Raw genomic sequence first — 12,541 nt, 5'->3', positions numbered from 1 at the left:
TCACGCCTACATTAGCATTTCCTTGCCTCATGCTGATTACGCATAATTAAAAGCTATCTAAGCTTGAGAAAAAAACAGAATTAACCATACAAAATTTACTTTTTGTACAAAAGAACAAAAAATCACTTTGAAGCCAAGCATAATTTTATATGTAATACTTTATACGTAATCAATTGATATTCCATACGCAACAAAGCTCGATTGTATCGTCCAAAGTAAGCTGAGTAATCTGAAGTAGCAAGGACAAGCTGAAGTAGCAAAGATAAGCTAAAGCAACAAGAACGTGTACTTCAATTCGTATGCCTACAATCCCCACGCAACGCAGGGAAGGAAATAAGGGAAAAAGACGACTTTTGAGCACGGGAATCTACCATGCACTCCTACTTCGTAGATTCCTGTGCGATACGGGAGTCTGTTCCTTTATTCCTTCCCGGAGTGCTGTCTCCCATCAGCACACATTTACTATGTACCTACTCCTTCAGCACAAACCATCTCTCCAAATAAAACCCAAACAACTCAAAGGTAGGATGATTGACACATTGGACATTTTAGTCCAAATTCCTATTTTTGTCTACCTCTCATAAAAATGAACTCCAATAGCGTTACATTCTCTATAATCAGCTCATCAATTCAAACTTGTCCCCAACATAAAAGTAAATTTTATTAAATTTTTACATAAAAGAGGAATATGCTAGATAAAAAAGAATTATCTTTATTAGAGAATCATATTTTGCCCATACATACGGGTACAGGAGGCATGCTTATGAAGCATCATATGAAAAAAAGACTGTCTGCAATTATGCTGACAGCACTGCTGGCGGTTACATCATTGTTCACGATGATTCCGCAGGAGCAGGCAAAGGCAGCTGGCGCATTGACTGTTGCTCAGGCGATTCAATCTCAAAATGGTGGCACGATTACGGTAACAGGAATCGTGGTCGGTCATGCAACAGGCTCCAAGACAGCTAATTTCCAAAGTCCATTTGCCAATGACTTCAACATCCTGCTGGCAGATAGCAGCAGCGAGACGAACGTCAACAAGCTGCTGGACGTACAGATCAGTACATCCTACCGCTCTCAGTTCGGACTGCAATCCAATCCGAGTCTGATTGGCAAAACCATTACCGTTACAGGAACAGCGGGTACATATAACAATTTTGCAGGCGTAAAAAGCCCAACTGCCATGACAGTAGGCGGCGACAGCACAACGCCAACACCTAATCCAGATCCAGGCACAGGTCTTCCAGGCGGATCGGGTAAAAAGGTACTGTTCGATAACACTCATGGTCAAACAGCAGGTGCAGCAGACTGGGTCATCGACGGTGGTTTCTCCGACTTTGCGAATGGTCTGCGTTCAGCTGGTTTTACGGTAGAAGCGCTGGAGCGCTCGATCCCGTACACCTTTGGTGAGCAAGCGATCACGTATGACAAGCTGAAAAACTACGACGTATTTGTACTGGCAGAGCCAAACGTTCCATTTAAGGCGAGCGAGCAAGCAGCGATGCTGCAATATGTAAAAGCAGGTGGCAGCATTTTCTTCATTGGTGACCATTACAATGCCGACCGTAACAAAAACCGCTGGGATGGCTCGGAATCCATGAACGGCTATCGTCGTGGTGCGTACAGCAACCCAGCACTGGGCATGAGCAGCGAAGAAGCGAATTCACCAGCGATGCAGGGTGTAACTGGCTCAGACTGGCTCGGCACGAACTTTGGTATTCGTTTCCGCTACAATGCACTGGGTGATGTGAATGCAACGGATATCGTAGCACCTGCTCAATCGTTTGGTATTACACAGGGCGTAAGCTCGGTAGCGATGCATGCAGGCTCCACACTGGCTATCATCGATCCGAACAAAGCTAAAGGTATCGTCTACATCCCAACAGGCGTATCCAAATGGGGTAGCGCGGTAGATCAGGGCGTATACAATGGTGGTGGTCGCGCCGAAGGCCCGTATGCAGCCATCTCCAAGCTGGGCGCAGGTAAAGCAGCTTTTATCGGCGATTCTTCTCCAGTTGAAGATGCAACACCAAAGTACAAGCGTGAAGAGAATGGACAAACGAAAAAGACCTATGACGGCTTCAAAGAAGTCGACGATGCAACACTGCTCGTGAACACGGTTCGCTGGCTGGCACAAAAGGAAAGCTACACCGATTTTACACAGGTGAACGGACTGACACTGGACAGCAAAACATCGCTGCTGTCGATCGAGAACCCATCCACATCGACAGAGCCACAGCAAGAACCATGGGCAGCACCAGCAGCAGGCTACAAATGGTATGATCCAACCACATACAAATCCGGCTCTTACGGATATATTGCTTCCTGATCTATGATCGGGAGCTATACGGAACAAGCGGATAGAGGGATAACGGACTATTTGGCATCCGAATGCTCTATTCTGAGCGTGTCACATGTCATTACGTGTGAATTGCTCGGGATACACGAGTGTACGATGTAGTGTAGACGGTAGCTTTTTATCGAGGTTACAGTACGCATTCCTAGACCCATTAGCATAAGCACTAGACGATATTGTATGAGATACAGCTAACGAAATGACAAACAAAAAAGCAGGCTCTCTACCCTTTAATGGGATATGGAGAGCCTGCTTTTTCTTATAGGGTGACGATCTGTCTACTATGATGTATGGGTTAGTAAACAGAACGAACATGTTAGTCCGTGCCTAACCATACGATAGTCGGGTTTACATCACGAATGTTCCAACGACAAAGGAAATACCGATAATCAGCGAGCGCAGCAACTGAGCTACTGCCATATTGCCATTCTCGATCTGCTCACATACCTTCGTGCGCGGTGTAACCAGATCGAAAATAACGTATACCAGACACAGCACTACAATACCCACAGCCGACCAGACGATCACATCGAGCCAATTATCCGAATTGATCGAGACGAGTCCTACGATAATACACAGACCGAGCAGCTTGCTGCCCATGTACATGCCAGCCGCCTCGTTACCAGCGGCGATTTGCTTATTATCATTGTAGCGAGTGAGCAGGCTAAATACATAATAGCCTACAAACAAAATAGCGAATAAAATGACCAGCCCGATACCCACATGCATCAGATCGGTTGCAAAGTTTTTCAATGAAATTCCCTCCTAGAATATTAGCTTGAAATAGATGACCATTTGGCACAAGCACAAGCACAAGCACAAGCACAAGCACAAGCACAAGCACAAGCACAAGCACAAGCACAAGCACAAGCACAAGCACAAGCACAAGCACAAGCACAAGCACAAGCACAAGCACTCACAATCACAAGTGCAGGCGCACCTCTTTAAATAAAAAAATTCAATCTACCTCTGGCACAACCGCAGCGGCACAATAATAAGCCAGATTATCCGTCACCTTGCTACCGATGCGAGGTAGCAGTCCAGCAAAGCGACCCCCAATAACAAACGCTCCGGTTAACAGATAGCCCTCGTAACGGTCATCTGCTGTCTGTGCACAGATCGTTTGCATCGGCTGTAGCTGCTGATAGATTTTGGGCTGCTCATTATAGTAGGCAGTCGTTGCCGCAAGCTCGTACGTTTCTTGTTCGGCAGGAGATAAGGAGTCCCAGTCCACATCGGCTTCCTCAAGCAGATGCTGGAGCGAGGAAGCTTGCTGTTGATCCTGCATATAGAGTGAAGCCTGCTCGTCAGAGCGCTCTACTGGTTCCGATACATCCGATACCGCCTGATTGTGTAGATCGACTTCATGCTGCGCATGATGCGAACCATGTTGTGGCTGCTCCACAAGCTGTGTGCCCTGTCCTTCACGACCAAAATAGCTTTTGCTCACATAAGGCGTATCTGTCTGAATAAATGGCTCGGGTGTAAAATAAGTCGGCAGCATATATTGCTCAATCCACTCGCATTCCTCTGGTGTGAACAGGCGGAAGCCAGCGTGCTCTACCAGCTCCTCATTGCGCTCATATAGCGACCAGAGCGTCGCGGTAAAGCCTTTACTTTGCGTAATAATATGCTGCACCGGATTGATCAAGCCAAGCTTCCCTGCCTCGACCAGCTCTAGCAGATCCAGACCGACCGTACGACCGCTTTCTTCCTCACGATCCTCAACGAGATACTCAAGCGGATACAGTCGGTAGAGCAGCTCAATTCGTTCATCGCCGTAATACAGCCTATCATCCGGTACGATGCGAAGCTGCTCCAGCGGTACGAATTGAGCATCGATGCCAATGAGCTGACATTGCTCCATTAGATAGAGCGTATTCATCCGATCCTCGTCATGCCAATCATAGCTTGTCATGTACAGCTTACCTTGAAGTCCTCGCTGCTGGTAGTCCGATACAGCCTCTCTGAACATCTGCTGGATGCAGTCGTTCATTTGTGCCGAGGCAGGACGCAGATGAGGAGCATGCTGTACTAGCTTGCCCTCCAGATAAGCGACCTCAGGAATGCCGGTCGGGGTTTCGGTATTATTTTCAATACACTTGAGCTCTCCTTCTGGCCCAATAATCCAGTCCATTCGTGTAAGCCCATCCCAGCTCATAGGCGAGCAGGCGATACGCGCCAGCACAGGATGAATAGCCAGCTGATCGGTCAGATAGCTCAGTGGTAAATACTGCTGCACAAATTGTAAAACCTTACGATACAGCTTATGTACACGTTCAGAGGCGATGGCAATACGCTCATATTCCGCGGCTGTGTATAGCGTTAGTGCAGGCAGGCAGTACGGCTTACCATACATTCGATGATACGGAATCCGCTCCGCCAGCTCGCCTGTAAAAAGCTGCTCATGCGGGATGTTCAGATTATATACATGACGCATCCGCTTACCCTCCAAAGAAGGAAAAGCCAGAGCCTGAGCTGCCAAAGCCGCTATGCGAATCGGAGCTGCTGCTTTTATAGTAGTGGCTACTGCTGGACGAGCTACTGGAATAATTGTCGCAATTGTACGGATTGCCGTTCTGATCGTATTCACAGCGTGCATTGTCATCACTTGAGCAGGCAGTGAGCGCTACAGGCACAGCCAGCAACAAGGAGAAGGCGGTCATCCGTGCGCGTCTACTATTCAGACTGGCCGAGCTTTCCTTCTGATCTGGAGAGCTTGCTTGCTCTGAGGTATCCATATAGACGGCAGGTGTTCCGGTGTGCGCGAGTAGCGGCTGTACGGATTCGGTCTGCGCAGGCTGCTGAGATGGATTCCGCTCCATTATACATTCACCTCTTTCATAAAAATCATGACCTTCTGTCGATCTGCGTCCAGTGTGATGTACAACAGCTCATAGGTTACATCGCCCTCGGTGCGATAATGATCGAGCAGCACCCGTGCAATATCGAGTGCAGACATCCAACTATTCCCAGACTCGCGGCGCACGAACTGGTATCCATCCCAGATCCAGTATTCCAGCACCATACGTGAAGGATAATCCTTTTGCCCGGCAATTACGCGAGCCATTTCCTTCTGGTATGGCGCAGGTAATTCTTCTGCAAATGGACGCACATAGATGAGATGACTTTTATCATCCTCTGTTTCATGGGACACATGCACCCAGATTCGGTTATTCAGCTTGATCGAATCGACGAGCTTGTACAGAAATAGCTCATCCTGCTGAACCGAAGGGTATTCTTGAATCAGACCTAGCTCTCGTTCTTCCTGCTCCGACCACTCGATATAGCGTAGTGGATAATACATTGGTGTCAGTTCACTCCCTCATGCTGCTATAAATAAAGTCTTCCATGTTTACGATGTATCTAATAAAAAGATGCACAAATCCCATTTTTCGATAAAACAGGAGATTTGACAACACTTAATTACAGCAAATCCGTATAAAAACACGAAATTCTGTCTTCTGCCCTAACCTTTTTACGATATGTATGGAAATATGTACACGATATTGGTAAATCGGCATAGCGCGCTTGTATAATAGGTTCAAGCTAACAGCGTTTTTGACTGTGTACCGATCGGACTATGATGCGCGGTATTCCAGTCGTCCTTGGATCAACGTCTGCCGCTTCCAGCGTCGATATCGCTAGACGCAGGGTGCAATGAATTATCGTTTTGCACTGCACAGGGAGGTTAGACTGTATGAATAAACGTGTTACATTATCGGCTACTGGCGAATACAATCGCTCGCGTACGATGCGGCATCGCCAGTTAAGCGGGATCATTCCGATTATCGTATTATTTATCGCTGGTATCGTCGTACGTATCTGGATGGGGGGACGCTATCCAGGCTTTATTGATGATCAGCGACTGTTTGTGCAATGGATGAGTGATGTAGGGAACTATGGACTGGGCAACGTATATATGAATAATGGTGGGATTAACTATCCACCGATCTTTTTGCTTATTATGGAAGGCTATGCTCATTTACTGCGGCTACTCGGCTTGCAGGCGGTAGCGGGAACACTAACGTACAAAAGTCTGCTCATTTTGCTCGATATGCTTGCCTTTCTGGTCGTAACCCTGTGGTCGCGTCAGGCAGCGAATCCGCGTACCCGTCTGCTGCTGCTGGCATGGTTTGCCCTGAATCCAGTGCTCATCGTGAACGGCGCTGTGTGGGGACAGGTGGATGTGTTGAATGGAATGCTCATGGCAGGCTCGCTACTGCTGCTATTGTCGCTACCACTTGGAGCAGGCATATTGTTTGCGCTAGCATTACTGACCAAGCTACAAGCGATTGTGATTGCACCCGTGCTGGGCTGGTATGTGCTGCGCTGCTTACTGGAGCGCCGGATTCGTCCGATTCTGTATCTGCTCGGTGGAGTGTTGCTGCCACTGCTTGTAGCTGGGCTATATTTTGCCGGTCATGGTGGGCTAAATTCGATGATTCGTGGCGCGTACCTGAGTGCGGTTGGTATGTATACGCAGGTTACGCTCAATGCGCTGAATATCTGGTATTATCTCGTTGGCGTAGCTCCAGATACGAATGATACGATACGGCTGTTCGGGATCATTTCGCTCCGGCATATTGGCTTGCTGCTGCTTGTCATTGCGGTACTGTACAGTGGCTGGTATATGCTACGTATTCGTAAGCTGGACACGTCTGTTGTGCTCAAGGCAGGGGTGTGGCTCTGCTTTGCCTTTTTCATGCTGCCTACTGAAATCCATGAGCGCTATAGTGTGCCAGCACTGATCCTGTTGTTGTTTGTCGCGATGCTGGATTCACGCTGGATTGCGCTGGCGCTGCTACTCAGCCTTACGATTACATATAATCTGTGGTCGGTGATGATGAGTACACTTTCGCCCGCGCCCGGTATTGCCGTAGCTGTTCTGCATGTGCTGGCGTTTGGCTGGATCGGCTGGAGGCTGTGGTGGGAGAAGGCGAGAGTGGAGTGAGTGGATGTAGCATAGAATGGGGTCACCCATTCAGATGGGATAACGTAATGGACGGATCGGATGGACGGATAGCAAACTATAGGTAAAGTGAAGCAGAATGTAGATGTGAATCGCTGGCTTATGCGTTTTTGCTACAAAAAAGTGGACTAATTGTATATAGCACAGCTTGAGAGGGCTTATCGTAATTCGCTTGTGCTGTGATAGGATATTAAGTAGAGTGATACAATCTGCCATATGAACCGTATTGACAAGCGTCTGCAAGTGTTTTACTCTGTGTTTAAATGAATAACGAACGACATGTGAAGCACACATGATTCCCCGGGGTGGGAGTTGTGTGTGCTTTTTAGTGTGTAATGCTGGAATAAAATTATAAAAAATGGATGTACTGCCGATAAGAAGAAAGAAGCGATAGGTGCGTAGTCTGCCCACTGGCTATGATATGAAATAAGGACATAACTTTGTACTACTACGCAAGGTGAGAGTAGTCTGGGCTCGGATATACATAAACTCGATGAGGGATTCAGCATGAGCATAGAGCGGACGAGCTAGTATAGTAGCTATAAGAGATGGGGATGGACGCAACAGCATTTTTAAGCTTTATGAGCTTCGAAAAGATAGTCCAGTTCATTTATTTTCGGGAGGTTTATAGGATGGGCGTACAGCCGACAAGGGTAGAACAGGGAAGTGTAATCCACTATACAACAGGGAGTGAAAAAGAAATGATGAAGCAGCAAAAGAATAAAGGATTGAAAAAAACGCTTGTGGCGGTGCTTGCTGCCAGTATGATTGCAGGTGTAGTGCCGATGTTTACCCCGCAGGCTCAGGCTGTGGAAGCTAAAATTGCAGTAAATTCGCAAGTTGAGGTTTTGCTGAATGCGCGCAAAATGGCATTTCCCGATGCAAAGCCATTTCAGGATGAGAATAGCGCGGTTATGGTGCCAATTCGTTTTATTTCAGAGAAGCTCGGTGCCAAGGTAGGCTACGCACAAAGCAGCGGTAAGCAGACCGTAACGCTCAAGACAGACAAGCACAGCGTGACCATGACAGTCGGTTCATCAACAGCCGTAGTGGATGGCGAGAGCAAAACGTATGATAGCAAGATTATCGTGAAGCAGCAGCGTACATATGTGCCATTGCGCTTGGTGAGCGAAGGATTAGGGCAGACAGTGGATTGGGATCAGATTAGTAAGTGGGTGTGGATTGGGAGTAAGGTACCGCCGATGGTAGGTGATCTAGGTCTTCCTGAGGAGGATATTGCTCCATATAAAACCTTTTTTTCTAAAAAGCCGCAATTGATGAAAAATGTAAATGGGGATCAATATAAGTATACTGTGAAAATCAACTTATCAAATTTCCCCTTGTTGATGTCTGGTTATATTTACGGGATGGATTTATATACTTTCCATGATAATAGTGCATACAATGGTCGCACATATATCAGAGTAAGAACAACTCGGATATCGCCCAATCTCTTTTTGTTGACTACTAAAGGAGATGTACGTTATAGATATGACCGTAAAGATTTAAGACAAAAAAATAGCGACGGTACATTTTATAATTTTTATGATGTGTATTCTGATCGAGATGAGTTGATTGATAATATTAAAGATCCCAAGCCATTAACTATAAAAGAAATTAAGTATATTGGTTTTGATGCATATGCGTCGGAAGATGATTTGACATTTACTTTGATGGATAATCCATGGAGATAGTAATTATGATTTATAAATGGCTTGCAAAAAATAAATGTTATTGCCTAGTCTTATTGGTAGGGCTATGTATATTCAATGTATTAGCTTCTCTATGTATAAGCCCCCAAGTAGTAGAAGCTGATACTATTTCTACACCGTTAAATTACTACAAGGACGTGTCACCAAATACAACTAAGGCTAACTATAGATATTTTGTTGGTATGATGTATTATGATCTATGGTATGGATCTAGTTGGGTTGATGACAAGGCACCAAATCGAGGGATTGACGGTACAGCACAACAAACATATCGATTCTCTTTTCCGAACCGAACTATTAAAAAGGTAGAGGTTAGTCTTTATGAACATACTACAGAAAATGCTATTTATTTTGAATCTTCTAGAACAGAAAAGCCTGAAGAGGGAGAAACGCTTTGGAAACAATATTCAAGAGCGGTATCAACGGGTGGCAATAGAAATGAAGCTAAATATAGTATAAGTGGAATTGGAACAGATACAGCTACCATTCCAACTACAGTTAAGATGATCTTAGATGCTACTGAGGCAGAAGATATTACAGATACATGCACAACTAAATGTGGACCTAAAACACAAGGTTTGCGTATCTACGTGCCTGTCCTTTTCACAATCGAACTCGCCGCTGATCTCAGCGTCTACTACAAAACGGTAGACGGCAAGTCACTCAACGACATCTTCCCACCACGTATCGAAGAAATGAAGCCAGGTACATCGTATACGTTTGAGCCGCCAACACATGAGGGCTATACCTATGCTGGCTATAAGAAAACAACAGACGGTAGTGATCCATCGAAGTTTAAAGACATTACAGAGGGCGATCCACCCAAGCTAGAACCTTACAAAGGGAATTTTGAACAATATCGGATCTATCAATACTATAAGGTGGATGAAGAAGTTTGCGAGCCAGGGCAAACGGCTTCTGAAAATGGCGTCTGTACTCCACCACCGCCTCCACCACCATTTGAAGCTTGTACATATACAATCTTACCACCAGCACAATCGCAGGCGATCAGTAAGCAACTTATGAATCCTGAAGCAGCCGGGCATATCCTTGGAGATGATCGAGCGAATGGACGTCACTTTGACGCTACCCAGGGCATTCCTACGAGCGAAAATCTGTATGCCAACGCTTGGGGATATGAGTATCTATTCCAGCATACCTTTGGCGAAATGAAAGGTAAGATTAAGTACGATTGCGAAGTCAAAGTAACCTACAGCCTCACATGGAAAGAAAAAAACAATAAAGACGAGTGGAAGACCAAGACGGGAAGCGCATCGAAAACGTATACGTTCGACTTTACTCGCGACTACACGTACTGGCAGATCCAGCAGCTTCAGGTACTAGGTGTGAATCAAGCCAAGCTAAGTAACTATGCGCTGCCTGGAGGCTCTGTCACACTGCAAGCGACAAACTACACTGCACCTGCGTTAGCAACCAAAGCCAGCACCGAATTGAACGACCATGTGCGTCCAGCCAAGACAGGGTCGCTCCATTACAGCCCGAGTACGATCGATGGCGGACGATCTGGTCGACCGTCTCCACCTAACGACCAGAGTAAGCTCAAAAGTATGGCAGAAAGTAAAACCGACGAGCCTCAAGTTCGTAATGACGCGATTCAGTTTAGCTATAAGAACAAAGACACCGAAGTTATGAACGGGGACTGGATTAAAGCGAGCCCACCTGCACCGAAGGAAATTCCAGCACCAACAAAGATTCGCTCCTATAAAGACGCTGGCGAGCAAATCCTGTATAAAGGCTCTCAGCTTATCAGTCGTACTCTCATTAACCGAGGGAATACGCCATCGACCGGAACGATGATGTATACCATGGTTGAAGGCGATGTAAACGGGCAAGGCGACCAGAGTTATCCGATCAATGGTATCAATAGCGTGACCGTACATACCCCTGTTGTCGACTATGCCTCCGTTTCAGATGACAAGACGCATAACCAGAAAAAGGTACCAAGCGCGGATCGCATGGCACTCATTCTGAACCGTCCGTTTACCGTACGCATTCCTACCAACGGACAGCATCTGGATATCAATGCCTATCCAGGCTACGGCAAACGAGACTATGCCAAGTATTTCAAAACGAAACAGGTCTGGTTCCCGTTCGATGTATACAGTGCGGATCACAAAACATTCTATCCGAAGCAAACGTGGATCGATATTCCTGTCCAGCAGCTCGATACGGTATTCCAGCTGCCCGTCTGGATCGATGAGGGCAACTACACAATCGCGTTCCGCACTATCGCTGAAAATGCACCGACCAGCTTCACCACGCAGCAGGATGCTAATACCGATCTGAATCACCATGTCGCCAAAGATACGGTCGATGTCGAGGTGATCGGACGATTGTACGATTTTCATGTGACCGATATTGCGGACTTTGCGTGGGAAACGGTATTCCGCCAGGCGGTCGGCAGTCCAGCACCAACCGGACGCTCTTACTGGGTTGGGCCAAACGGTATCGATGGGGAGCCACGTGGCAATACGCGTCCGTATGTCCTGCCGATCCTGCGCGGCAGTCATCCGCAGCCCGGCTCAAAAAACGTCACCGTCAAAACGGGCTACCATTTCAAATTCGATCTGAAAACGATGGGCAATATGTTTGGCGATCGAGATGCGATTCAGCTCACGCCGAGCTTTTACTACCAGGATCGGTCGACAGCGACGGCACCGGAGCGTATTCCGGTCGATCTGTACTACCACTCGGACAAGCAATCGTTTATTCGTATTGGCTCTGCCGCTGATGTCGAGCGTAGACAGGTGACGCTGAATCAACGGCTGCGCAATGTAACGATGGCTGACCTCAAGCAAACGGCAACATCGATCTATGAGCTCACGAGCGGCTGGATGATCTCGAAGGAGCAGTATCTGGCTCAATTCCTGAAACGAGCCGGTCAGCCCACCTACACCGGGGGGTATGATATTCAGATTCTGCCGTCTCCGCTACGCACATTTATCCAGTCACCGGCGCGCCCAGCGAACGCTTCGGCAACATCGGCACGTGTGAATGCGAGTGTGCAGCAGTGGTACGGGGAATACAGCCTGCCTGCACGTGTATATGCTGTCCCGAAGGGGACCGATTTAGCCGCCTATGGACGCAGCCATGTGCTGGATGAGAAATCACCGATCTTTTTAAAGCAGGGCTTTATCGTGGTCAATCTGGATATCGAGTCGATTGTAAATGGGGATACGACACGTCCACATCTGCAATACATCCATGCGCCACTGAGCAACCAGTGGTGGCAGCTGGAAGGGTACGACGGCACGGATGGAAAACGGGATCATCTGATGACCGATCCATATGGCGTATCGTATGAAGTAGCAGATGGCGATGTATTATTTTATGATACGGATCACAGTGTGTATGACGATTACACAAGCCGCGGTACTCATTAATAGGATACAAAAATACGATGCAAAGCCATAGTAAGCAGGGATGAGACCGAGCAGATTAAACGCATCATTAAAATAAAAGCAAGAAAAGAATGACGAT

General features: G+C 47.0%; 9 protein-coding genes. 5 read left to right on the top strand and 4 right to left on the bottom strand.

Annotated features, from left to right (window positions below):
• The first annotated feature begins 799 nt into the window (after positions 1 to 799).
• A complete protein-coding gene (locus IEX62_RS05610) occupies positions 800 to 2,329 on the top strand; it encodes a DUF6359 domain-containing protein (RefSeq protein ID WP_229685647.1) in 1,530 nt (509 codons plus the stop codon).
• Positions 2,330 to 2,704: 375 nt separating this feature from the next.
• Here the strand turns inward: IEX62_RS05610 and IEX62_RS05605 are convergent, their stop codons facing one another.
• Positions 2,705 to 3,085 carry a DUF350 domain-containing protein gene (locus tag IEX62_RS05605; protein ID WP_188774602.1) on the bottom strand — a complete coding sequence of 127 codons (381 nt, stop codon included), beginning with the start codon at positions 3,083 to 3,085 and terminating at the stop codon, positions 2,705 to 2,707.
• Positions 3,086 to 3,151: 66 nt separating this feature from the next.
• Between IEX62_RS05605 and IEX62_RS05600 the strand changes: the two genes are divergently transcribed.
• Complete coding sequence (locus IEX62_RS05600) at positions 3,152 to 3,304, top strand: hypothetical protein (RefSeq protein ID WP_188774421.1); 153 nt, start codon at positions 3,152 to 3,154, stop codon at positions 3,302 to 3,304.
• 10 nt (positions 3,305 to 3,314) lie between these two features.
• On the opposite strand, the gene IEX62_RS05595 is transcribed toward IEX62_RS05600, so the two are convergent.
• Genes IEX62_RS05595 through IEX62_RS05585 form a run of 3 tightly spaced genes read right to left on the bottom strand, consistent with a single transcriptional unit; the run spans position 3,315 to position 5,663 of the window.
• On the bottom strand, positions 3,315 to 4,796 hold the full coding sequence (locus IEX62_RS05595; protein ID WP_188774420.1) for a glutathionylspermidine synthase family protein: 1,482 nt from the start codon (positions 4,794 to 4,796) through the stop codon (positions 3,315 to 3,317).
• Positions 4,797 to 4,800: 4 nt separating this feature from the next.
• Entirely contained in the window at positions 4,801 to 5,181 is a 381-nt protein-coding gene (locus IEX62_RS23690) for a hypothetical protein (RefSeq protein WP_229685627.1), read from the bottom strand.
• Complete coding sequence (locus IEX62_RS05585; protein WP_188774419.1) at positions 5,181 to 5,663, bottom strand: hypothetical protein; 483 nt, start codon at positions 5,661 to 5,663, stop codon at positions 5,181 to 5,183. The genes IEX62_RS23690 and IEX62_RS05585 overlap by 1 nt, the downstream gene beginning before the upstream one ends.
• A 393-nt stretch (positions 5,664 to 6,056) precedes the next feature.
• On the opposite strand from IEX62_RS05585, the gene IEX62_RS05580 reads away from it, so the two are divergent.
• The 3 genes from IEX62_RS05580 (at position 6,057) to IEX62_RS05570 (ending at position 12,444) form a co-directional block, all read left to right on the top strand.
• Positions 6,057 to 7,310: a putative hexosyltransferase gene (locus tag IEX62_RS05580; RefSeq protein WP_188774418.1), complete on the top strand. Its 1,254-nt coding sequence runs from the start codon at positions 6,057 to 6,059 to the stop codon at positions 7,308 to 7,310.
• 650 nt (positions 7,311 to 7,960) lie between these two features.
• The gene (locus tag IEX62_RS05575) at positions 7,961 to 9,022 is read left to right on the top strand and encodes a copper amine oxidase N-terminal domain-containing protein (RefSeq protein WP_229685626.1); all 1,062 of its coding nucleotides are present in this window, start codon (positions 7,961 to 7,963) and stop codon (positions 9,020 to 9,022) included.
• A 608-nt stretch (positions 9,023 to 9,630) separates the two neighbouring features.
• Entirely contained in the window at positions 9,631 to 12,444 is a 2,814-nt protein-coding gene (locus IEX62_RS05570; RefSeq protein WP_188774417.1) for a DUF5704 domain-containing protein, read from the top strand.
• The last annotated feature ends 97 nt before the right edge of the window (positions 12,445 to 12,541 follow it).

It is taken from the genome of Paenibacillus hunanensis, assembly GCF_014645615.1.
Lineage (GTDB): Bacteria > Bacillota > Bacilli > Paenibacillales > Paenibacillaceae > Saccharibacillus > Saccharibacillus hunanensis.
Note: the sequence above shows the minus strand (reverse complement) of the source record. Positions and strands in the feature narration are given on the sequence as shown.

Excerpts from the sequence above, each read along its gene's own strand:
- IEX62_RS23690 (WP_229685627.1), bottom strand. The coding sequence starts at position 5,181 with ATGGAGCGGAATCCATCTCAGCAGCCTGCGCAGACCGAATCCGTACAG.
- IEX62_RS05575 (WP_229685626.1), top strand. The coding sequence starts at position 7,961 with ATGGGCGTACAGCCGACAAGGGTAGAACAGGGAAGTGTAATCCACTAT.
- IEX62_RS05595 (WP_188774420.1), bottom strand. The coding sequence starts at position 4,796 with ATGCGTCATGTATATAATCTGAACATCCCGCATGAGCAGCTTTTTACA.
- IEX62_RS05605 (WP_188774602.1), bottom strand. The coding sequence starts at position 3,085 with ATGCATGTGGGTATCGGGCTGGTCATTTTATTCGCTATTTTGTTTGTA.
- IEX62_RS05580 (WP_188774418.1), top strand. The coding sequence starts at position 6,057 with ATGAATAAACGTGTTACATTATCGGCTACTGGCGAATACAATCGCTCG.
- IEX62_RS05610 (WP_229685647.1), top strand. The coding sequence starts at position 800 with ATGCTGACAGCACTGCTGGCGGTTACATCATTGTTCACGATGATTCCG.
- IEX62_RS05585 (WP_188774419.1), bottom strand. The coding sequence starts at position 5,663 with ATGTATTATCCACTACGCTATATCGAGTGGTCGGAGCAGGAAGAACGA.